This is a genomic window from Actinomadura syzygii, from assembly GCF_008085905.1.
GTDB classification, from domain to species: Bacteria; Actinomycetota; Actinomycetes; order Streptosporangiales; family Streptosporangiaceae; genus Spirillospora; species Spirillospora syzygii.
In genome coordinates this window covers 243897-264823 of record NZ_VSFF01000015.1, presented here as the reverse complement: position 1 = coordinate 264823, position 20927 = coordinate 243897, and the positions used below count along the sequence as shown (strand labels likewise).

Annotated in this window: 18 protein-coding genes; 6 read left to right on the top strand and 12 right to left on the bottom strand. The window is 74.6% G+C overall.

Annotated features, from left to right (window positions below):
* Positions 1-3 precede the first annotated feature (3 nt).
* Together FXF65_RS36695 and FXF65_RS36690 are read left to right on the top strand one after the other, a co-directional pair.
* Positions 4-2709 carry a sugar-binding protein gene (locus tag FXF65_RS36695; protein ID WP_148354671.1) on the top strand — a complete coding sequence of 902 codons (2706 nt, stop codon included), beginning with the start codon at positions 4-6 and terminating at the stop codon, positions 2707-2709.
* 74 nt (positions 2710-2783) lie between these two features.
* The gene (locus FXF65_RS36690; RefSeq protein WP_148354670.1) at positions 2784-3782 is read left to right on the top strand and encodes a Gfo/Idh/MocA family protein; all 999 of its coding nucleotides are present in this window, start codon (positions 2784-2786) and stop codon (positions 3780-3782) included.
* 6 nt (positions 3783-3788) lie between these two features.
* Here the strand turns inward: FXF65_RS36690 and FXF65_RS36685 are convergent, their stop codons facing one another.
* The gene (locus tag FXF65_RS36685) at positions 3789-4835 is read right to left on the bottom strand and encodes an enoyl-CoA hydratase/isomerase family protein (RefSeq protein WP_222868931.1); all 1047 of its coding nucleotides are present in this window, start codon (positions 4833-4835) and stop codon (positions 3789-3791) included.
* A 22-nt stretch (positions 4836-4857) separates the two neighbouring features.
* Between FXF65_RS36685 and FXF65_RS36680 the strand changes: the two genes are divergently transcribed.
* From FXF65_RS36680 to FXF65_RS36665, 4 genes are read left to right on the top strand one after another with little or no spacing between them, the layout of a single operon-like run.
* Positions 4858-6081: a CoA transferase gene (locus FXF65_RS36680; RefSeq protein ID WP_222868930.1), complete on the top strand. Its 1224-nt coding sequence runs from the start codon at positions 4858-4860 to the stop codon at positions 6079-6081.
* Complete coding sequence (locus FXF65_RS36675; protein WP_148354668.1) at positions 6078-7487, top strand: amidohydrolase family protein; 1410 nt, start codon at positions 6078-6080, stop codon at positions 7485-7487. The genes FXF65_RS36680 and FXF65_RS36675 overlap by 4 nt, the downstream gene beginning before the upstream one ends.
* A gap of 59 nt (positions 7488-7546) precedes the next feature.
* Positions 7547-8395 (top strand): fumarylacetoacetate hydrolase family protein, encoded by an 849-nt coding sequence (locus tag FXF65_RS36670; RefSeq protein ID WP_148354667.1) that lies wholly within the window; start codon positions 7547-7549, stop codon positions 8393-8395.
* On the top strand, positions 8392-9447 hold the full coding sequence (locus tag FXF65_RS36665; protein ID WP_148354666.1) for an Ldh family oxidoreductase: 1056 nt from the start codon (positions 8392-8394) through the stop codon (positions 9445-9447). Before FXF65_RS36670 ends, FXF65_RS36665 begins: the two co-directional genes overlap by 4 nt.
* Positions 9448-9501: 54 nt before the next feature.
* On the opposite strand, the gene FXF65_RS36660 is transcribed toward FXF65_RS36665, so the two are convergent.
* The 11 genes from FXF65_RS36660 to FXF65_RS36610 all read right to left on the bottom strand — a co-directional run bounded on the left by FXF65_RS36660 (position 9502) and on the right by FXF65_RS36610 (position 20542).
* Positions 9502-10680 (bottom strand): epoxide hydrolase family protein, encoded by a 1179-nt coding sequence (locus FXF65_RS36660; protein WP_148354665.1) that lies wholly within the window; start codon positions 10678-10680, stop codon positions 9502-9504.
* On the bottom strand, positions 10677-11624 hold the full coding sequence (locus FXF65_RS36655; RefSeq protein ID WP_148354664.1) for an SMP-30/gluconolactonase/LRE family protein: 948 nt from the start codon (positions 11622-11624) through the stop codon (positions 10677-10679). The genes FXF65_RS36660 and FXF65_RS36655 overlap by 4 nt, the downstream gene beginning before the upstream one ends.
* 50 nt (positions 11625-11674) lie before the next feature.
* Positions 11675-12763, bottom strand: a complete 1089-nt coding sequence (locus FXF65_RS36650; RefSeq protein WP_148354663.1) for a zinc-dependent alcohol dehydrogenase — start codon at positions 12761-12763, stop codon at positions 11675-11677.
* A 13-nt stretch (positions 12764-12776) separates the two neighbouring features.
* On the bottom strand, positions 12777-13580 hold the full coding sequence (locus FXF65_RS36645; RefSeq protein ID WP_148354662.1) for an SDR family oxidoreductase: 804 nt from the start codon (positions 13578-13580) through the stop codon (positions 12777-12779).
* Complete coding sequence (locus FXF65_RS36640; protein WP_148354661.1) at positions 13564-14313, bottom strand: ABC transporter ATP-binding protein; 750 nt, start codon at positions 14311-14313, stop codon at positions 13564-13566. Before FXF65_RS36640 ends, FXF65_RS36645 begins: the two co-directional genes overlap by 17 nt.
* The gene (locus FXF65_RS36635) at positions 14300-15085 is read right to left on the bottom strand and encodes an ABC transporter ATP-binding protein (RefSeq protein WP_187412710.1); all 786 of its coding nucleotides are present in this window, start codon (positions 15083-15085) and stop codon (positions 14300-14302) included. Before FXF65_RS36635 ends, FXF65_RS36640 begins: the two co-directional genes overlap by 14 nt.
* Positions 15082-16089 carry a branched-chain amino acid ABC transporter permease gene (locus tag FXF65_RS36630; RefSeq protein WP_148354659.1) on the bottom strand — a complete coding sequence of 336 codons (1008 nt, stop codon included), beginning with the start codon at positions 16087-16089 and terminating at the stop codon, positions 15082-15084. Before FXF65_RS36630 ends, FXF65_RS36635 begins: the two co-directional genes overlap by 4 nt.
* A 25-nt stretch (positions 16090-16114) precedes the next feature.
* The gene (locus FXF65_RS36625; RefSeq protein WP_148354658.1) at positions 16115-16984 is read right to left on the bottom strand and encodes a branched-chain amino acid ABC transporter permease; all 870 of its coding nucleotides are present in this window, start codon (positions 16982-16984) and stop codon (positions 16115-16117) included.
* Between the two features lie 13 nt (positions 16985-16997).
* Complete coding sequence (locus FXF65_RS36620) at positions 16998-18167, bottom strand: ABC transporter substrate-binding protein (RefSeq protein WP_148354657.1); 1170 nt, start codon at positions 18165-18167, stop codon at positions 16998-17000.
* An 18-nt stretch (positions 18168-18185) separates the two neighbouring features.
* On the bottom strand, positions 18186-19277 hold the full coding sequence (locus FXF65_RS36615) for an acyl-CoA dehydrogenase family protein (protein WP_148354656.1): 1092 nt from the start codon (positions 19275-19277) through the stop codon (positions 18186-18188).
* A gap of 95 nt (positions 19278-19372) precedes the next feature.
* Entirely contained in the window at positions 19373-20542 is a 1170-nt protein-coding gene (locus FXF65_RS36610; RefSeq protein WP_187412709.1) for an acyl-CoA dehydrogenase family protein, read from the bottom strand.
* Positions 20543-20927: the final 385 nt, after the last annotated feature.

Genomic DNA, 20927 nt, shown 5'->3' with positions numbered 1-20927 from the left:
TAATTGCGAAGACTCGCCCTACCCGCAATCCTGTCCGCCGCGCTGGCGGCCACGGCCGTCGCCTTCGCGGGTCCGCCCGCGCAGGCGGCGCCCGCGGACCGCGGCGCACCGTCCAAAGGGGCGTCCGACAAGGGGCGGCTCGACGTGCTCTTCGTCGGCGCGCACCCGGACGACGAGGCCGGCGCGCTGTCGACGCTCGGCCAGTGGAACGAATTCGACAAGGCGAAGGTCGGCGTCCTCACCGTCACGCGCGGCGAGGGCGGCGGCAACGCCTCCGGCACCGAGGAGGGCCCGGCGCTCGGCCTGCTCCGGGAGGACGAGGAGCGGCGCGCCGTCGGCAAGGCGGGCGTCACCGACATCCACTACCTGGACAAGGTCGACTTCTACTACACGGTGAGCACCCCGCTCACCGCGGAGACGTGGGACCACGACAAGACGCTGGAGAAGGTCGTCCGGCTCGTCCGGGAGACGCGGCCCAAGGTGATCGTCACCATGGTGCCCGCGCCGCTGCCCGGCCAGCACGGCAACCACCAGATGGCCGCGCGGCTGGCGACGGAGGCGTACTTCGCCGCCGGGAACACGTCGGCGTATCCGACGCAGCTCCGCAAGGAGGGGCTGCAGGCGTGGGCTCCGGGACGCCTGTTCCAGACCGGCGGGGCGTCCGGGCCGACGGGCTCGACCTGCGCCGCGTCGGGGACGCCGTCGAACGCGGCCTCGGTCACCTACGGCGTGTGGGGCGGCCGCGCGTCCGCGCGCAACGCGGGCAAGACCTGGGCGCAGGTCGAGCGCGAGGCGCAGCGCACGTACGTGAGCCAGGGCTGGGGCGGGTTCCCGGACGCGCCGTCCGACCCGACCAAGATCGGCTGCGACTACTACATGCAGATCCACAGCCGGGTGCCGTTCACGCTGGGCAACACCGGCCCGGCCGCGATGCTGGAGGGGGCGCTGCAGCCGGGGCAGGGCGGGCTGCCGCTCGGCACGCGGTTCGAGCTGGCGACGGACTCGTTCGGGGTGACCGGCGGGCGCGCGTTCAAGGTGACCGCCAAGGCGAGCTCCGCGGAGCAGCTGAAGGGGGCGAGGGCCGCTCTTTCGGTGCCCGCTGGTTGGAACGTTACAGGGAGCGGTGACCTGGGCAAACTCGGGTCCGCTGAGCGCTCGGCGACGTTCACCGTGACGCCCCCGGCGGGCGCCAAGGCCGGACGCGCGCAGATCTCGGCGACGCTCACCAGCGGCAAGGCCGAGGGCCAGGCGGCGACGTCGGTCGAGGTGCGGCCCGCCGTGACCGGGGCGCTGGAGCCGCTGCCGCGCGTGTCGGACTTCGACTCGTGGGCGGGCAAGGTCGGCGTTCCCGCGCTCACCGGACAGGTGAAGCGGGTGCTGACGCTGGCGTCCGGCACGTCCCGCAAGGTGCGGATCGACGTGGCGAACACCACCGCGTCCGCGCAGTCGGGCACGGTCAAGCTCGACCTCCCGCAGGGGTTCTCGGCGGACGCGGCGTCCAAGCCGTACACGCTCGACGCGGGGAAGACGGGGTCGGTCGACTTCACCGTCACCAACACCGACGCCTCCCTGCCGACCTCGAACCAGGGCGGCGCCGGCGGCGACTACGACCTGACCATCACCACGACGTCGTCCGCGGGCGCGGCCGACGTGCAGAAGGGGGCGCTGGAGCTCGTCCCGAAGGCGGAGCTGCCGAAGGCGGCCGCCGCGCCGACGCTGGACGGCAAGGAGACGCCGGGCGAGTATCCGGGGCCCGAGCTGAACCTGTCCAGGGTCTGGGAGGGCGAGGCGTGCGCGTCCGCGGACGACTGCTCGGCCACCGGCAAGGTGACCTGGACCGACGACGCGCTCAACGTCCTCGTCAAGGTCCGCGACGACAAGGCGGGCACGACGCTCGGCGCGGACGACTGCAAGCGCCACTGGCGCACCGACTCCGTCGAGATCGCGATCGACCCGCGGGGCGACTCGGAGAACACGTCCACCACGTTCAAGACCGGCATCTTCCCGAAGATGGCGGACGGGAAGCCCTGCTTCCAGCGTGACGCGGACGCCAACCAGGGTCCGGGCGAGCAGACCGCGCCCGGCATGCAGGTCGCCTCGACGGTCAACGACCCCTACGACGGGTACGTGATCGAGGCGAAGATCCCGTTCAAGACGCTTCCGACCGCCGTAGACCCGGCGCGGATGGGCCTGAACATCTTCGTGTACGACTCCGACACCCAGGACAAGACGGGCCAGACGCGCATCGGCTGGTCCACCTGGAACGGGGTGCAGGGCGACCCGTATCGCTGGGGCCAGGTGTCGCTGCCCGGGCACGTCCCGCCGGCCGGGATGCCGACCACGCCGCCGGCGCCGGTCATGCCGACCGACGCGACCGACTCGGTGAACTCGCCTGAGTCGATCCTCCAGGCGGTCCGGACCGGGATCCCGCTGGCCGCGGGCCCGGCGGCGCCGCGTTCCGACTCGGCGTGGATCGTCGGGAAGCCGGCCGTCTCCGGCGGCTCGACGAAGGTCCGACTGAGTTCGACCGGAGCGGGCACCGCGCACGTACATGTGTGGGACGGAAAGCTCCTCGGCACGAAGGAGATCAAGATCCGCGGCGCCGGCACGGTGAACGTCACCGTGCCCGGGGCGAGCGGCACCCTGACCGTCGCCTTCGAGGCGGCGAAGGGCGGGACGGCGAGCAGCGCCGTCCGGCTCTCCGGCTGAGCCGACCCGCCGGGCCGGGCGATCCCCGGCCCGGCGGGCCGCTGGTTGAGAACGACAGAGGAATCGGGGAACGGATGAGGATCGGGCTGGCCGGAGTGGGCCGGATCGGCGCGGGGCACGCGGAGACGCTGCGCGGCCTCGCCGAGGTCGAGGAGGTCGTCGTCGCCGACGCCGACCCGGGACGCGCGCGGGAGGTGGCGGCCAAGCTCGGCGCGGTCTCGGTGGACGCCGTGGACGCCCTGTTCACCGCCGGGCTGGACGGCCTCGTCGTCGCCACGCCGACCGCCGCGCACGCGGACCTGGTGATCCGGGCGGTGGACGCGGGCCTGCCCGTGTTCGTCGAGAAGCCCGTCGCCGCCGACCTGGACGCCACGGTCCGGACGCTGGCGGCGGTGCGGCACGCGGGCGTCCCCGTGCAGGTGGGCTTCCAGCGGCGGTTCGACCCGGGGCACGTCGCCGCGCGCGACGCGGTCCGGTCGGGGCGGCTCGGCTGGGTGCACACGGTGCGCTCGTGCACGCTCGACCCGGCGCCGCCGCCGGACGAGTACATCCCCACGTCGGGCGGGCTGTTCCGGGACTGCTCCGTCCACGACTTCGACGCCGTCCGGTTCGTGACCGGGCGGGACGTCGCCGAGGTCAGCGCGGCCGGGGCGAACCGGGGCTCGGCGGTGTTCGCCGCGTCAGATGACGTCGCCACCGGCTCGGCCGTCCTCACGCTGGACGACGGCACGCTCGCCGTCGTGTCCGCGACCCGCTACAACGCGGCCGGGTACGACGTCCGGCTGGAGGTGCTCGGCTCCCTGGACGGCGTGGTCGCCGGGCTCGACGACCGGACGCCGCTGTCCCCGGCGAGCGGCGGGTTCCGCCCGGCGGGGCCGCCGCACACCCGATTCCAGGAGCGGTTCGCCGACGCCTACGAGGCGGAGCTGCGCGCCTTCGCCGCGATGGTCGCGTCCGGGGGGCCGAGCCCGTGCCCGCCGGAGGAGAGCCTTGAGGCGTTCTACGTGGCGGAGGCGTGCGAGATCGCCCGGCGCGAGCGGCGCGCCGTCACGATCGACGAAGTCCGCGGGTAACGGCGTTCAGCCGACTTCGTCGACGAGGCCCCAGGCCAGGGCGGTGGGCGCGTCCAGCGGCACCCCCGACAGGGCCAGGTGCAGGGTGCGCCAGCGGCCGACGCGGCGCGGGATGCTGACCGTCCCGCCCGCGCCCGGGATGAGGCCCATCGCGATCTCCGGCAGCCAGAAGGTCGTGTCCGGCTCCGCGCGGACCCGCGCGGCGAAGGCGGGGATCTCGACGCCCGCGCCCGCGCACGCCCCCTTCATCCGGACCTCCACGCGGTCGCGGAGGCGGTGAACGAGCAGGCCGGGGCTCGCGGACGTCCGGACGAGGTGCGCGGTCGCCGCGTCCGGGGCCGTGCCGAACTCGGCGAGGTCGCCGCCGGACGAGAACACCGGGCCCGCGCCGTCGAGCACGACGCGCTCGACGGTGTCGTCCAGGATCGCGAGGTCGAGCGCGTCGACCAGGGCGGCGCGGAGCCGCCGTCCGAGCGCGTTGCGGCGAGTAGGCAGGTTCAGCGTCACGGTGAGACGGTCGCCGTCGCGGGCGACCAGCACTGGGTCGGGGGTCGAGAGAGCCTCCGCGCGGGGTGCGCGTCCGTCGAGCCAGCGGGCGAACTCGGCGCCGCCGAGCAGGGTGGAGTAGGCGAAGGACTCGGCGTCCAGGGCGGCGCGCACCGGCACGGCCTGGGTGATGCGGAGCAGGCGCGCGAGCACCAGCGCGGCCGTGGGGTGAGCGGCGACGGCCGCGTCGGTCTCCGCGAGCGCGGCCTCCGCATCGGGCACGGGGAGGAGCCGCGCGTCCTGCGCCTCGCCCTCGGAAAGGGTGAGGTCGAGCGCCTCGGCCAGGACGAGCGCGGGCGGATCCAGGGGCCCGTCGGCCACCCCGACGAGCAGCCGGTCGCTGTCGCGGGCGTGCCCGACCGCGCCGACGAGGTCGTCGGGATCGACGCCTTTGCGCAGGTCGACACCCATGAGCGGGGTCTTCGGACGTCCGGAGGCGTCCAGCAGCGGCGGGCGCGCGTCATCCGCGGCGAGCCCGGCCGGGTCGGTCATCGGCACCGCAACCATGCTGACTACCCTAGACAGGACCATGATCGTGTCGGATCCGGCGGCCGACTGGGCGGCGAGCGGGGCCGTCGCGCTGACCGGGCGGCCGGACGGCCCGCCGCTCGTCCCGCCGGGCCGGGCCGCCACGCGGGCGCGCGAACTGTCCGCCCGGCTTGCGGCGCAGACCGGCGGCTCGGTCGCGGTCGACGGCGCCGCTCTGCTCGCCGAACGGGCCGCGTTCACCGGCGCGGCGCGGCGCGGGACGGTCTCCGCGGGCGGCGCCTGCCGCCTGCTTCCGACCGCCGATGGCTGGGCGGCGGTGTCGTGCGCGCGTCCGGACGACCCGTCCCTGCTCGGCGCGCTCGTCGGCGCCGAACTCCCCGAGGACGTCTGGCCGCCCGTGGAGGCGTGGCTGCGCGCCCACACGGGCGACGAGCTGGCGGAGCGCGCCGGACTGCTCGGCCTGGCGGCCGGGCCCGTCGCGCCCGCCTCCCCGATCGCGCCGGAGGTCGTGCCGCCGCCCCGTCCCGTCGCCGGACTCCTGGTGGTGGACTTCAGCGCGCTGTGGGCGGGACCGCTGTGCGCGCACCTGCTCGGCCTGGCCGGGGCACGGGTGGTGAAGGTCGAGACCCCGTCCCGTCCGGACGGGGCCCGGCGCGGCGATCCCGGCTTCTACCGGCTCCTCCACGCGGGGCACCGGTCGGTGGTGCTCGACCCGGGCGAGCCGTCCGGGCGCCGTGCGCTGCGGGCACTGGTCGAGCGCGCGGACATCGTCGTCGAGGCGTCGCGTCCGCGGGCGCTCGCCCGCTTCGGCCTGGACGCGCACGCCGCCGTCGCCGCCGGGACCACCTGGATCTCCATCACGGCCGCGGGCCGCGAGTCGGACCGGGTGGGCTTCGGCGACGACGTCGCGGCGGGCGCCGGGCTCGTCGCCCGCGAACCCGGCGGCGTCCCGCTGTTCGCGGGCGACGCGATCGCCGACCCGCTGACCGGGCTCACCGCGGCGGCCCGCGCGCTGACCGCGCCCGCCGGGGACGGGGGAGCGCTGCACGACGTGTCGATGACCGACGTCGTCGCCGCCACGCTCGATCCCGGCGCGGAGCCGTCCGCGCGGGCCCGCCGGGTGGACGGCGGCTGGGTCGTGGACACGTGCGGCGGGCCCGTCCCGGTCGCGCCGCCCCGGCACCGCGCCCCGGCCGGACGCGCGTCCCGCAGCGGCGAGGACACCGCCGAAGTCCTGCGTGAGCTGCGGATTCCCGCGCCATGACCGGAGGGTTCCTGCTGCGCGACGCGGAACTGCCGGACGGCCGCCGCGCCGACGTCCGCGTCCGGGACGGCCGCATCGCCGCCATCGCCCCGTCCGTCCCTCGGGAGGCGGGGGAGGAGGTCGTCGAGTGCGGGGGCGGCGCGCTGCTGCCCGGCCTCGTCGACCACCACCTGCACCTGCACGCGCTGGCGGCGGCGCGGCGCTCGGTGCGCTGCGGCCCGCCGGACGTCGCGGACCGGGCGGGGCTGGCCGCCGCGCTCGCCGCCGCCGTCCCCGACCGGCACGGCTGGGTCCGCGGCGCCGGCTACCACGAGTCGGTCGCGGGCGATCTCACCCGCGCCGCCCTCGACGCGCTCGACGCGCGGCGACCGGTGCGGGTGCAGCACCGCAGCGGCGCGATGTGGATGCTGAACACGCGCGCCGCGCGAGCCGTCCGGCTGGACGAGGCCGACCACCCCGGCATCGAACGCGACCCCGCCGGAGCCCCCACTGGACGGATCTGGCGCGCCGACGCCTGGCTGCGCTCCCGGCTGCCGTCCGCCGCGCCGCCCGGCCTGGCGGACGTCGGCCGGGAACTCGCCCGCTTCGGCGTCACCGCCGTGACCGACGCGACGCCCGAGCTGACCCCCGAGGCGCTCGCGTCGATCGCCGCGGCGCGCCGGGACGGGACACTCCCGCAGCGCGTCCACCTGCTCGGCGCGCCCCTCGACCCGTCTCCCGAGGAGGGCCTCTGGACGCCCGGCCCGTGGAAGATCGTCCTCGCCGACTCCGGGCTCCCGGCGTTCGACGACCTGACCGGGCGGATCGGCACGGCGCACGCGGCGGGACGCCCGGTCGCCGTGCACGCGGTCACCCGCGAGGCGCTCGTGCTGCTGCTGGCGGCGCTGCGCGAGGCCGGGCCCGTCCCCGGCGACCGGATCGAGCACGCCGCGCTCGTCCCGCCGGAGCTGACCGGCGAGATCGCGGCGCTCGGCGCGGCCGTCGTCACCCAGCCCGGCTTCCTCGCCGACCGCGGGGACGACTACGCGCGCGACGTCCCGGCGGAGGACCGTCCCGACCTGTACCGGTGCGGGTCGCTCGCGGCAGCGGGGATTCGGGTCGCGCTGTCGTCCGACGCCCCGTACGGCCCGCTCGACCCGTGGGCCGTGATCGCCGCCGCCGTCCGCCGCGAGACACCGGAGGGGCACGTGCTGAACCCGGCCGAGCGCCTGCCGCCGCGCGCGGCCCTCGACGCCTGCCTCGCCCCGCCCGACGACCCGGGCGGCCCGCCCCGGCGGCTGCGGCCGGGCGGCCCCGCCGACCTGGTCCTGCTCCGGCACGGCCTGGACGCGGCGCTCGCCGAACCCGGCGCGGACGCCGTCCGACTCACCGTCGCGAACCAGATAATCTACCAGTCGTCTGGTTGACTCACGGAGATCGGGATGGGATCGTGAAGGGGCCCTCGGCCCCGGATCCTGGAGAGACGATGAGGCTCGCCCGAGTACGCCGGAACGGCGCCGACACCCTCGCGATCGCCGGAGCCGCCGCGGGTGGGGCCGTCCGCGTCGTCCCCGCGGGGTCGCGGCTGCCGACCGCGCCCGTCACGCCGGACGAGCTCGCCGCGCTCGCCGCCGCCGCGCCGCACCTGCCGGAGGCCGACCCCGCCGAGTTCACCTTCCTGCCGCCGGTCCGCGCGCCCGGCAAGATCGTCGCGATCGGGCTCAACTACGCCGAGCACGCGGCCGAGGGCGGGCTGGACGTCCCGGCGGAGCCCGTCGTGTTCGCCAAGTTCCCGAGCGCGCTGATCGCGCACGGCGAGACCGTCGAGTGGGACCCCGCGGTCACCGCGCAGGTCGACTACGAGGCGGAGCTGGCCGTCGTCATCGGCAGCCCGGCGCGGCACGTCTCCGAGCGGGACGCGCTCGGCCACGTCCTCGGGTACACCTGCCTGAACGACGTGTCGGCGCGCGACCTGCAGCGCGCCGACGGCCAGTGGGTCCGCGCCAAGTCGCTGGACACCTTCTGCCCGATGGGCCCGTGGCTCGTCACCGCCGACGAGGTCCCCGACCCGCAGGACCTCGCCGTCCGCTGCCGGGTGTCGGGGGAACTCCGGCAGGACGCGAGCACCGCCGACATGATCTTCTCCGTCCGCACGCTGATCGCGCGCCTCAGCCGGGCGTTCACGCTCCGTCCAGGCGACGTCATCGCGACCGGGACGCCGCCCGGCGTCGGCATGGCGAGCACCCCGCCCCGCCTGCTCCGCGACGGCGACACCGTCGAGGTGGACATCGAAGGAATCGGCACGCTTCGGAACACCTGTCGGGAGACAGCATGACGATCGCTTCCAACACGCTTCCGGCCGAGGTGCTGGCCGACGCCGCCGCGCGGATCCTGGAGAGCGTCGGGGTTCCGGCCGCGGGCGCGGCGCGGGTGGCGCGCAACCTCGTCAGCGCCGACCTGCGCGGCGTCGAGACGCACGGGCTCATCCGGCTCCGCCCGTACGTGGAGCGGATCGAGGCGGGCGGGATCGCCGCCGACCCGGAGATCGCGGTCGTCCGGGACCTTCCGGCGACGGCGCTGCTCGACGGCGGCAACGGGCTCGGCGCGGTCGCCGCGTCCGCCGCGATGGAACTGGCGATGGGGAAGGCGGCGGCGTCCGGCGTGGGCCTGGTCGTCGTCCGCAACATCAACCATTTCGGGGCCGCCGCCGACTACAGCCTGACGGCCGCCGAGCAGGGCATGATCGGCTTCTCCGCGACCAACGTCCTCGCGCTGATCGCGCCGACCGGGGCGGCGGTGCCGATGGTCGGCAACAACCCGCTGTCCTTCGCGTTCCCCGGCGACCCGCCCGTGGTGTACGACTCGGCGATGAGCGTGTCGACGTGGGGGCGCGTCCTCGTCGCCGCGCAGCGCGGCGAGCCGCTCCCCGCGGACGCGTTCCTCGACGGCGACGGGCGTCCGACCACCGACCCGGCGGCGGTCCTCGAAGGCGGGACGCTGCTGCCCGTCGCCGGGTACAAGGGGTACGGCCTCGCGCTCTGCGTCACGCTGCTGACCGGCGTCCTCGCCGGGTGGCTGTCGGACGCCGAGCTGACCGGCCACCGCCCGCACGAGCCGGGCGGCAACACCGCGCTGCTGGGCGCGATCGACGTCGGCGCGTTCACCGACCCCGCCGCGTACGCGCGCCGCGTCGACCGGATCGGCGCGGAGATCCGCACCGCGCCGCGCCGTCCCGGCGTGGACCGCGTGTGGCTGCCGGGCGAGAAGGAGACCGAGCGCGAGCGGGAGCGCCGGGAGCACGGGGTTCCGCTCGCGGACCCGGTCCGCGCCGACCTCGCCGCGCTCGCCGCCCGGCTCGGCGTGGAGATCGACGCCCGGCTCCGCTGAACCGGGCGGGTTCCGTGTGGGGGGACGCCCCCCATACCCCCGAAACCGGCAGGGTCAGCGCAGCGGGCGGAAGAACGCGCGGATGCTGGCGGCGACCGCCTCCGGCTCCTCCCATGACGCGAAGTGCCCGCCCGCCGGGAGTTCGGCCCAGTGCCGGACGTCGTGCGTCCGCTCGACCATCTCGCGGGGCGCCTGGCGCGGCGGGCTGCCCGGAAGCTCCGGCGGCATCGCGACGCCCGTCGGCACCGGCAGGCGGCTGCCCGGCGCGATCGGCGGGTCGGCGTGCACCCGCTCGTAGTACACCCGGACGGACGAGCCGATGCTGCCGGTCGCCCAGTACAGGGTCGCGCTGGTGAGCAGGTCGTCCTTGGCGTACCGGCGTTCGAGGGCGCCGTCGCAGTCGCTCCACGTGCGGTGCTTGTCGAGGAGCCAGGAGAGCAGGCCCATCGGCGAGTCGTTCAGCGCGTGCGCCAGGCTGGACGGCTTCGTCCGGTGCAGGACGCCGTACGCGCCCTCCGCCGCGCCCCACGCCCGCGACCGTTCGAGGAACCGCGCCTCGGCCGCCGACGCCGGGCGGAACGGCGGGTCGAACGACACGGGCGGCAGCAGCACCGGGTCGTGCGTGTGCAGGCCGACCACGGCCCCGGGGTCGGCGAACGCCATCCGCCCGCCGACGTACGCGCCGAGCCCCGTGACGTGCAGGCCGTAGCGCCGGTGGCCGAGGCCGTCCGCGACCACGCGGGACAGGGTCTCCGCCATCCGCGCGTACCCGAAGCCGCGTTCGGCGGGCGGGTCGGAGAAGCCGAAGCCGGGCAGCGACGGGACGACGACGTCGAACGCGTCCGCCGGGTCCGCGCCGTGCGCGGCCGGGTCCGCGAGCAGCGGGATCAGCCGGGTCATCTCCAGGTAGCCGCTCGGCCAGCCGTGGATCAGGACGATCGGGAGCGGGTCCGGGCCCGTCCCGCGCTCGGCGACGACGTGGACGCCGAGGCCGTCCACGTCGGCGCGGACGTTGGCGCGCGCGTTCAGGCGTTCCTCGGCCGCCCGCCAGTCGAAGCGCGTGCGCCAGTGGTCGACGAGTTCGGAGAGGTAGCGGCCGCTCGTCCCGTAGTCCCAGCCCGCGTCCGCGACCTCGTCCGCCGGGCGGGCGCGGTCGAGGCGGCGGCGCAGGTCGTCCAGCACGGCCTGCGGGACGTCGATCGTGAACGGCGTCACCCGCACGGTCCCGCTCATCGCACGCCCTGCTGGAAGTGCAGCGGCAGGCCCGGCTCCGGCCACGGGCACGAGACGAGCCGCCCGTGCTCGGCCAGCGTCAGGTACGCGGTCGACATGTCGGGCCCGCCGAAGCAGATGTTGGTGACCATCCGGTCGGCCAGCTCGTCCGGGAGCAGGTACTTCGTGATCCGCGCGCCGTCCGGGGAGATCACGGTGACGCCGCCCTGGATCAGGGTGCCGACGCAGACGTTGCCCGCCGCGTCCAGCGCCAGCGAGTCGAAGTAGGCGAGTTCGGGAAGCTGGCCCGTGAGGGTGGACGGGTCGCGCGGCGGCGCGTCGTCCAGCCTGCCGGGCGCTGTGACGTCGCGGCCGATCAGCCGGGCCGTCGCGGTCTCGGCGTAGTACAGCCGCCCGTCGCCCGGCGACAGCCCGACGCCGTTGGGCGTCTCCGCCGGATGGACCGCCTCGCGGATCTCGCCGTCCGGCGTCACGTAGAACAGCGAGCCGAGGTCGCGGCGGCGGCCCTGGATCTTGCCGGTGTCGGTGAACCAGTAGCCGCCCTCCGCGTCGAACACGATGTCGTTCGGGCCGGACAGCGGACGCCCGTCGCACTGGGTGAACAGGATCTCGGTGGTGCCCTTGTCGAGGTCGACGCGCTCCATCCGGCCGCCCTGCCAGACGTCCGGCCATTTCCCGCCGTTGTTGCAGACGTAGACGAGGCCGTCCGGGCCGATCGCCGCGCCGTTGGGACCGCCGCCGGTGACCGCGGCGACGTCCTTGGTCCCGTCCGGGCGGACGAGGGTCAGCCGCCCGCCCGCGATCTCGGTGACGAGCACGCTCCCGTCGCCGAGCGCCACCGGCCCCTCGGGGAACTCCAGCCCCTCGGCGAGGACGGTCACGTCCGTCAGCCGCCGGACCGTGACTTCGTGCGAGCGCGTTTCCACTACCGGATGAAGGCTCATGCGTGTCTCCTGTGGGGGGACGACCCCCCACACCCCCCGGTTCGCTTCGCTCATTGTGAAGGCTCGATTCTCGCGTGGACGGGCTTGTCGTCCGACATCAGGGCGCGGAGGGCGTCCTCCGCGCGCTCCAGCGGGTAGGCGTGGCTCGCGAACTTCTCCAGCGGCCACCGTCCGGACTCGATCAGCGCGACCGCCTGCTCCATCGAGCGCAGCGACCGCGACACCGCGCCCTTCACCGTCAGGCTCTTGGAGCAGGCGAGGTCGACGGGGAACGGCGCGAGGCCGTCCGGGCCTTTCAGCCCGGCAAGGACGACGGTGCCCTTGCGTCCCGCCATGCGAACCGCGTCGGTGACGGACGCGAGCGAGCCAGGCGTGGTGTCGATGACGATGTCCGGCGCCTCCCCGAGGACGCGCGGGACGGCCTCGGCCGCGGACTCGCCCGTCACGTCGATCGCGTGGTCGGCGCCCAGCTCAAGCGCCAGGTCGAGCCGCTCGCGATCGGCGGCCAGCCCCGTCACCGCGATCGGCCCGGCGCCCGCCGCGCTCGCCGCGATCACCGACGCGAGCCCGCGCGGCCCCGGACCGAGGATCGCGACGGACGTCCCGTATCGCGCGCCGCCGAGGTCGAGCGCCCAGTCGACGCCGTTGGCCAGCACGTTGAACAGCGACGCCGCCGCCACGCTCACCGACCCGGACACCGGGACGAGGATCGCCTCCGGCGCAAGGTAGAGGTGCGTGGCGAACCCGCCCCACAGGCCGGGCCCGACGTCCGGACTCCGGAACCCGTAGATGGTGCTGTCGGCGAACTCCGGCGCGGTGCAGCCGCGCAGCCCGGCGCGGCACGTCCGGCAGCGTCCGCAGGTCAGGGTGGAATGCACCGCCACCCGGTCGCCCTCCGACAGCCGCCACCGCGCCCGCGCCGCCGCGCCGATCGCGACGACGCGGCCGACCGGCTCGTGGCCGGGCACCAGCGGGAGCCGCGCGGCGGACCGCCCCTCGAACACCTCGATGTCGGTGCCGCAGACCCCGCACGCCTCCACCGCGAGCAGCGCGTCGTCCGCGCCGATCCTCGGCAGCGGGCGCTCCTGCAGCTCGTACGCCTCGGGCCCGGTCTGCACGATGTACCGCGCGCCGTCCATTCCGGTCGCCTCCTCAGTGGAACGTCTCGCCCGCGTTCACGTCGACGGTCTGGCCGGTCATCCCGTACGACAGGTCGGACGCCAGGAAGACGATCACCCGGGCGCACTCCTCGTCGCTGGTCAGCCGGGGCAGCGCGTTGTCGCCCACCATGCTGCGCGTCTCGGTCTCGGCGCTCGTGCCGCGCTCGGCGGCGAGCCGGTCGATGTAGGTGCGCAGCGACGGGCCCCACATCCGGCCGGGGACGATCGTGTTGACCCGGATCCCGTCCGGCCCGACCTCGCGTGCCAGCACCTGCGCGGCCGTCACCAGCGCCGACTTCGCCGTGGCGTACGGGCCGCGGCCCGCCTTGATCCGCCGCATGCTCTGCGAGCCGACGAACACCACCGAGCCCCGGCTGCGCCGCAGCTCGGGCAGCGCCGCCTTGGTCATCCGCAGCGACCCGAAGAGGGTGACGTCCATCGTCTCCCGCCACCGGTCGACGTCGGCGTTCTCCAGCGTCGTCCCGTGCGGCGCGGACGCGAACGCGTTGTTCACCACGCAGTCCACCCCGCCGAACTCGCGCTGGGCGAGCGCGACCAGGGCGCGGCAGTCGGCGTCCGAGGTGACGTCGCAGAGCAGCCGCGCCGTCCGCGCCCCGGTCGCGGCGACCTCGGCGGCGACCTTGCCGACCGCCTCCGCCGAGCGCCCGCCGAGCACCACCCACGCGCCCGCCGCGGCGGCCGCCAGCGCGGTCCGCCGGCCGAGCCCCGGGCCGACCCCGGAGACGATCACGGTGCGGCCGTCCAGCAGCCGTTTCGCGTCATACGTCGGCGGCACGCTCGCCCTCCCTCACGTCCGGGGCGTCGTCGTCAGCGCCGACGCCGATCATCAGCCGGGCGAGCCGGTGCGGGTCGGTGAACTCCGATGCCGGGCCGCTGCCCACCGGACGTCCCTCCCGCATCACCACGACCGTGTCCGCGATCCCGAGCACCCGGGACGCGACCTGCTCCACGATCAGCAGCCCGACCGCGCCCTTCAGCCGCCGGAACGTGTCGTAGATCCGGTCGGCGACCGACGGGGCGAGGCCGAGGGACGGCTCGTCCAGCAGCAGGACGCCGGGCGAGGCGACGAGCGCGCGGCCGATCGCGAGCATCTGCTGCTCGCCGCCCGACAGCGCCCACGCGCCGCGCCCGCGCATCGACGCGAGCGCGGGCAGCAGGTCGTACACGTCGCCGATGGAGAACCGCGCGGGACGGCCCCGGCCCGCCACGGTCGCGACCCGCAGGTTCTCCTCCACGCTGAGGCTGCCGAACACCCGCCGCCCCTCCGGCACGTGGACGACGCCCGCCTTCGCGATCCGCCGCGGCGACCGCTGCGCCAGCTCGGCGCCGTCCAGCCGGACGCTCCCGCCGTGCGCGACGAGCCCCGACACCGCGCGCAGCGTCGAGGTCTTGCCCGCGCCGTTCGGCCCGAGGACCGCGACGGCCGCGTCCGACGCGACGGTCAGGCTCAGCCCCTCCACCGCCCGCACCGGCCCGTACCGGACCGACAGCCGCTCAATTTCCAGCATCGTCCAGCTCCCCGATGTAGGCGGCCCTGACCCGGTCGTGCCGCCAGACGTCAGCGGGCTCGCCCTCATGCAGCTTGAGCCCCTCCTCCAGCACGACCAGCCGGTCGCAGACCTCGTTGAGCAGCGAGATCCGGTGGTCGATGAGCAGTACCCCGACGCCCTCCGCGGCGAGGTCGGCGATCAGCGTCCGCAGCGCGGTGACCTCCGTGTCGTTCAGCCCGGCGGACGGCTCGTCCAGCAGCAGCACCCGCGGCTCCGCGACCAGCACGCGCGCCAGCTCCACCAGCCGCCGCTGCCCGTAGGTCATCACCGCGCCGGTGACGTCGGCGGCCGCGGAGCCGCCGACCCGGTCGAGCGCGGCTTCGGCGTCGCGCCGCCGGTCCCGCTCGGCGGCGCCCGCCCGCATCCGCCGGAACACGGCGGCGGACGCGCTGCGCCCCGCCATCAGCCGGTGCCCGGTGCAGACGTTCTCGATCCCGGTGAGCTTCGGGTGGACGCGCGGCGTCTGGTACGTCCGGCGCAGCCCCAGCCGGGCGGCGCGGCCCGGCCTGGAGAGCTGCAGCGGGGTGCCCTGCGCGCGGACCTCGCCCGCCGCGTCCACGACCCCGGTCACCGCGTTGACCAGCGTCGACTTCCCCGAACCGTTGGGGCCGGTGAGCCCCACGCACATCCCGGACGGCACCGTCAGCGACACGCCCTTGAGCGCGTAGACGCCGCCGAAGTGCACCTTGACGTCCTTGACCTCCAGCGCGTCGACCTCCGGCGCGTTCACGGGCTGCCTCCTTCCACCCGGACCGTCCCGGGTCTGACGAGCCTTGCGCGGGCCCACGCCCGGAACCGGTCCCAGAGTCCGAGCACGCCGTCCGGCAGCGCCACGAGGACGATCAGCAGCGTGATCCCGTAGACCATCCCGGACCATTTGCCCGCGCCGTGCAGGATCTCCGGCAGCGGGGTGATGACGGCGGCGCCGATGACCGGGCCGAGCACCCGGCCCGACCCGCCCAGCACCACCATGATCAGCACCTGCAGCGCCATGGAGATGTCGAACGAGGCGATGGAGATGAACGTGCCGGTGCTCGCCAGCATCACCCCGGCGAGCCCGGTGAACGCCGCGTGGACGGCGTACGCCTCCAGCTCCAGCCGCCGGATCGGCAGCCCGTCGTTCTGCCCGATGTGCCGCAGGTCCTTCACCACGAGCAGGTCGCGGGCCCAGGCGGACCGGTACAGCAGCGAGCCCGCCGCCACCGCCACCGCCGACAGCAGCCAGGCGATCAGGAAGACGCCCGCGAGCTCCTCGCCGTCCACCATCCCGAACGTCACGGCCGGGACCGGGCCGACCCCGGACGCCCCGCCGGACAGCGACTCCCAGTTGACCAGCACGATCGTGATCAGCCCGCCGACCGCGACCGACGCGATCGCGAAGTACAGCCGGCTGAGCCGGATCGTCGCGAGCCGGATCGCCAGCCCGAGGACGGTCGTCGCCGCCACCGCCGCCACCAGGGCGATCTCCGCGGGCATGTGCTTGGCGAACCATGCGTAGCCGAAGGCGCCCGCCGCCGCGAGGCCCGCCGTGGCGAAGCTGAACTGCCCGCTCTGCGCGTAGACGATGCTGAACCCGACCGCCAGCACGACGTTCACCGCCGCGAGCGAGGCCACCGTCAGCAGGTAGCCGTCGCCGCCCGCGGCGATCACGTAGCCGACGACCAGGTAGCAGACCAGCCCGGAGCCGAGCGCCGTGTTCGCGCGTGTGCCCGTCGAGGCACGTGTCGACGTCATCGCGATTCCCCTTCCATTCGTCCGGTCAGAACCGCTCGGCGGCGATCGGGCGGGCCAGCCCCGTGGGCCTGACCAGCAGCAGGGCGAGCATGACGAGGAACGGGTAGGCGTTCGTGTACGCGCTGGAGACGTAGCCGGTGAGCAGCTGCTGCGCCACCCCGAGCACCACGGCCGACGCGGCCACCCCGCCCATGCTGTCGAAGCCGCCGATGGTGACGGCCGCGAAGACGAACAGCACGATGCTGAAGCCCATCATCGGGCTGATCGCGATCGACGGGCCGAGCAGCACCCCGCCCAGCGCGGCGAGCGCGCCGGACAGCCCGAACGTGAGGAAGTTCAGCCCGCTCGCCGGGACCCCGTACAGGACGGCGACCTCGCGGTCGGCGGCGAGCGCCCGGACCATCCGCCCGATCTGGGTGAACTGGAACAGCGCGTACATCCCGGCGAACACGATCGCGGTGATCAGGATCGTCCAGAGCGACAGGACGGGCAGCGGCGTGCCGAAGACGTCCACCGACCCGTGCCCGAACGCGGACGGCACCGACTGCGGGTCGGACCCCTGCCACACGGTCAGCCCCGCCTGGATCGCCAGCGCGATCCCGAACGTCGCGACCGCGACCGTGAGTCTTGGCTGGTCCCGCAGCGGGACGAAGACGATCCGCTCGATCGCCCCGCCCGCGAGGAACAGCACGACGATCGTCAGCCCGACCGCCGCCATCGGCGGCATCGCGCCGGTGAACGCGAGGTACACGAACGCGCCGAGGGTGAGCAGGTCGCCCTGCGCGAAGTTGACCGCGCCGCTCGCCTTGTGGACGAGGACGATCCCCGACGCGACCAGGGCGTACACCGCGCCTGTCGAGAACCCGGCGAACAGCAGTGGAATGAACCTGTCCATCGCGCCGCCCGCCTCAGTAGGCGCCGGTCAGGCCGGAGACGATCCCGCCGAGGGTCTCCTTGCCGCCGTCCAGCTTCACGACCTTGTAGTCGTGGATGAAGTTCTGGTCGGCGTCGGCGGAGGACTCCCCGCAGATGCCCTTGAACCCCTTGATGGCGGCGAGGCCCTCGCGGAGCTTGGCGCCGCCCTCGCCCTTCGAGTTCCTCATGCCCTGGGCGATGAGCTGCACGGCCTCGTAGTAGTAGCCGTTGACGTACGAGCCGGGGTACTTGCTGGTGTAGGCGTCCATGAACTTCTTGGCGACCGGGTCCTGCCCCTGCGTCGCCTGCGGGCGGCACGCCGCGACCATGCTCGTGTTCGTGAGGTCGCTCGGGGACAGCAGCTTCACGCCCGCCTCGGCGCCGGGGTCGAACACGATCGGGGACTTGATCCCGTTGGCCCGCATCTGCTTGACCATCAGCCCGAGCGGCTGCGGGTAGCCGAGCGCGACGACGGCGTCCGCGCCGCGCGTGGCGAGCGCCGCGTTCGTCAGGTCCGTCGCCTCCGGGGTGTACGACGCGATCTTCATGACCTTGACCTGCTTGGCCTTGAGGTCCTTGACGACGTCGTCCTTGACGTGCGTGCTCGTGTCGTCGGTCGAGTGCGTGACGACCACGTTCTTGGCCTTGAGCTGCTCGGCCATGACGCGCGAGATCGCCTCCGCCATCCGGTCGACCCGGTGGTAGATGCGGAACGTCCACGGGTTGCCCTGCGGCTGGCCCGGGTCGCTCTCCCGCTGCGCCGAGACGTTGATCAGCGGGACCTCGGCCTTCGGCAGCAGCCCGAGGAAGGCGTTGGTCTGCGCGGACACCGACGGGCCGATCAGCGCGTCCGGCTTGTCGGCGAGCGCCCGCTGCGCGGCCGTGCGGCCCTGCTGCGGGGTGAGGCCGCCGATGTCGTAGAACTTGATCTTGATCTTGCGGCCGTCGACGCCGCCCGCCGCGTTGATGTCGTCGGCCGCCATCGTCAGGTTGTTCGTCGCGCCCTTCTGGGCCAGCGGGCCCGTCTGGTAGACGAGGGCGCCGATGTCGATCGTGTCGTCCGATCCTCCGCCGCCGCCGAGGTGGCCGCAGCCGGCCGCCGCGAGGCCGCAGAGGGAGACGAGGGCCACGACGTGCCGGGCTCCGGGGTTTCTGACGCGCATGACGTCTCCTCTCGCCGCTCAGGCTTCCTGAAGCGCGGTCACAAGCTCGTCCTCGTGGCGGGCCTGTCCGCCGAGGTCGTACTCCCAGTGCTTCGCGCGGCGGGTGAACAGCTGGACGTCGGACTCCAGCATGAACGCCATCCCCGCGTGCACCTCGTGCGCGCAGTGCACGACGCGCTGCGCGGCGCGTCCCCCGTACGCCTTGGCGGCGGCGACCTCGCGGCGCGCCGCCCCGCCCCGGTCGAGCGCCCACGCCGCCTGCCGGGCGAGCAGCGCGGTCAGGTGGCCGTCGATCGCGATGTCGCTGCACAGGTACTGGACGGCCTGGAAGCCTCCGATCGCCTGCCCGAACTGCTCGCGCTCCTTCGCGTACCGGACGGTCATCTCCAGCAGCGCCCCGCCCGCCCCCGCGATCTCGGCGCAGCGCAGCACGGCCGCGCGGTCGAGCGCGGGGCCGAGCAGGTCGTGGCCCGCGCCGGGCGCGCCGACCAGCGTGTCAGCGGGTGCCGTCACGCCGTCGAAGGTGACGGCGAACAGCGGATGGCCCGCGATGTTGGGCAGCCGCTCGACCGCGCAGTCCGCCGGGTCGACGAGGAACAGCGTCACGCCCTCCGGCGTGCGGGCGGCGACCAGCAGCCGCGACGCGACGTGGGCGAACGGGACGAGCAGTTTCGTCCCGCTGAGCCGGTGCCCGCCGCCGTCCGGCTCGGCGCGGACGGTGAGCGCGTCCGGGTCGTACTCGCCCGACTCCTCCGCCAGCGCCGGGACGACGACCGCCTCCCCGGCGGCCATCTCGGCGACCAGGGCGTCCCGTCCACCCGCCGCGATCAGCGTCTGCGCGGCGACGACGGCGGACGGCAGGTGCGGGCTCGGCACGAGCGCGCGTCCCATCTCGGTGTAGAGGGCGACCAGGTCGGCGATCCCCGAGCCGGTGCCGGGCTGGCCGAGGCTCAGCCAGCCGAGCCGTGCCATCTCCCGCCACAGGTCGGGGGAGTGGCCGTCCGGCGAGCCCTCCAGATCCCGGACGACGTTGGTCGGGCAGCGTGCGGCGAACAGCCGGCGGGCGACCTCGGCCAGTTCGGCCTGCCGGTCCTCCGGTGCGACGTCCATGCGTGATCCTCCTGTCGGGACCGCCGGGTCGGCGGGCGGGGTCGGCGGGGGGACGGCGGAACGGGGATGTCAGCGGGTCAGCGGGGTCAGCAGGGTCAGCGGGGCAGGCCGAGGCCGCGGGTGGCGAGCACCATCCGCTTGACCTGCGAGGTGCCGCCCGCGTGGTTGGCGTACGAGGCGCGGTACCACGCCTCGGCGTCGCCGCCCAGCGCCGCCCAGCGGCTGCCGGCGCGCAACTGCCCGAGCGGCCCGACGATCTGCCCGATGAGCTGGGCGAACAGCGGCTGGTGCTCCTTGTGGACGACGTGCCCGAGCGCGCCCGCGAACGCGGGCGTCCGCCCGTTGAGGGCGTCGCCCAGCGACTCGTAGGCGAGCAGCCGCTCGGTCTCGGCCATCAGCGCCAGCTCCGCGAGCCTGGACCGGACGCCCGGGTCGTCGACCAGCGGCCGCCCGCCCCGGACGGTCGTCTTGCAGTGGTCGAGGACGGCGCCGAGCATCCGCTGCAGCTCGGCGTGCCGCGCGGACACGCCGCCCGCCGCGTAGAAGGCGTTCATGATGTACGACCAGCCCTTGCCGACCTCGCCGATCAGCATGTCGCCCGGCACGCGCACGTTGTCGAGGTAGGTGTGGTTCTGGCGGCCGCCGCCGAGGTTGTCGAGCCGGGAGAACGAGACGCCCGGCAGGGTCAGGTCGAGGCGGAAGATGCTGATGCCGCGGTGGCGGGGCCCGTCCGGGTCGGTGCGGGCGGCCAGGTACATCACGTCGGCGCGGTGGCCCCAGGTGGTGTAGGTCTTCTGGCCGCTGATCAGCCAGTCGTCGCCGTCCCGGACGGCGCGGGTGGTGAGGGACGCGAGGTCGGACCCCGAGCCCGGCTCGGTCAGCCCCTCCGCCCAGAACTCCTCGAACCTGGCGATCTCCGGCAGGAACCGGCGCTTCTGCTCCTCGGTGCCGCCGACCAGCAGCGTCCCGGCGGCCAGCCCGTAGCCGATCATGTTGACGAACGGGGCGTCGCGGAGCGCGAACTCCTCCGCCATGATCAGCCGCTCGGTCAGCGGCCGGCCGAGCCCGCCGTACTCCGTCGGCCAGGTGAGCCCGATCCAGCCCTTGCGGCCGACCCGGCGGGTGAACTCGCGGGCGAACTCCCACAGCTCGTCGTCCTCGACGAACTCGTGGTTGAACTCCTTGTCGGGCGGCAGTTCCGCGTCGAGGAAGTCGCGGACCTCCTGCCGCCACAGTTCCTCTTCCGGGCTGAAGGCGAACTCCACTGCACGGCCTCCTCGGTCACGACCAGCGCGTCGATGCCGGGATGGTAGCCCGCAGGTCACCCGAGTGTCTACCAGACGGTTGGTAGAGATTTTGTCTAACGACCGACCGGTTGTGCGGCTGGCGGGGACGGCTTTCGGCGGGCGCCGGCCGGTTGGCCGACATCGGACTCGGCGGTCGGCGGACGCTCGCCCGGCGCTCTCCGGGGGCCGTCCAGAACATGACATTCGCGTCTTGTGCGCGCCGCGCGGAGGGTAGGCCCGCGGTTTCCCGAAAACCAGTCTAGACATGCGAATCAGCTTGATATACGGGCTAATCGTGGCCCCAAGCCGTTAGTTGACATCCATGTCTTGTCAGCCGTCGAGACCCGATACATACTCCTCAACC

Excerpts from the sequence above, each read along its gene's own strand:
- FXF65_RS36690 (WP_148354670.1), top strand. The coding sequence starts at position 2,784 with ATGAGGATCGGGCTGGCCGGAGTGGGCCGGATCGGCGCGGGGCACGCG.
- FXF65_RS36685 (WP_222868931.1), bottom strand. The coding sequence starts at position 4,835 with ATGGTTGCGGTGCCGATGACCGACCCGGCCGGGCTCGCCGCGGATGAC.
- FXF65_RS36680 (WP_222868930.1), top strand. The coding sequence starts at position 4,858 with ATGATCGTGTCGGATCCGGCGGCCGACTGGGCGGCGAGCGGGGCCGTC.
- FXF65_RS36675 (WP_148354668.1), top strand. The coding sequence starts at position 6,078 with ATGACCGGAGGGTTCCTGCTGCGCGACGCGGAACTGCCGGACGGCCGC.
- FXF65_RS36670 (WP_148354667.1), top strand. The coding sequence starts at position 7,547 with ATGAGGCTCGCCCGAGTACGCCGGAACGGCGCCGACACCCTCGCGATC.
- FXF65_RS36665 (WP_148354666.1), top strand. The coding sequence starts at position 8,392 with ATGACGATCGCTTCCAACACGCTTCCGGCCGAGGTGCTGGCCGACGCC.
- FXF65_RS36660 (WP_148354665.1), bottom strand. The coding sequence starts at position 10,680 with ATGAGCGGGACCGTGCGGGTGACGCCGTTCACGATCGACGTCCCGCAG.
- FXF65_RS36655 (WP_148354664.1), bottom strand. The coding sequence starts at position 11,624 with ATGAGCCTTCATCCGGTAGTGGAAACGCGCTCGCACGAAGTCACGGTC.
- FXF65_RS36650 (WP_148354663.1), bottom strand. The coding sequence starts at position 12,763 with ATGGACGGCGCGCGGTACATCGTGCAGACCGGGCCCGAGGCGTACGAG.
- FXF65_RS36640 (WP_148354661.1), bottom strand. The coding sequence starts at position 14,313 with ATGCTGGAAATTGAGCGGCTGTCGGTCCGGTACGGGCCGGTGCGGGCG.
- FXF65_RS36630 (WP_148354659.1), bottom strand. The coding sequence starts at position 16,089 with ATGACGTCGACACGTGCCTCGACGGGCACACGCGCGAACACGGCGCTC.
- FXF65_RS36625 (WP_148354658.1), bottom strand. The coding sequence starts at position 16,984 with ATGGACAGGTTCATTCCACTGCTGTTCGCCGGGTTCTCGACAGGCGCG.
- FXF65_RS36620 (WP_148354657.1), bottom strand. The coding sequence starts at position 18,167 with ATGCGCGTCAGAAACCCCGGAGCCCGGCACGTCGTGGCCCTCGTCTCC.
- FXF65_RS36615 (WP_148354656.1), bottom strand. The coding sequence starts at position 19,277 with ATGGACGTCGCACCGGAGGACCGGCAGGCCGAACTGGCCGAGGTCGCC.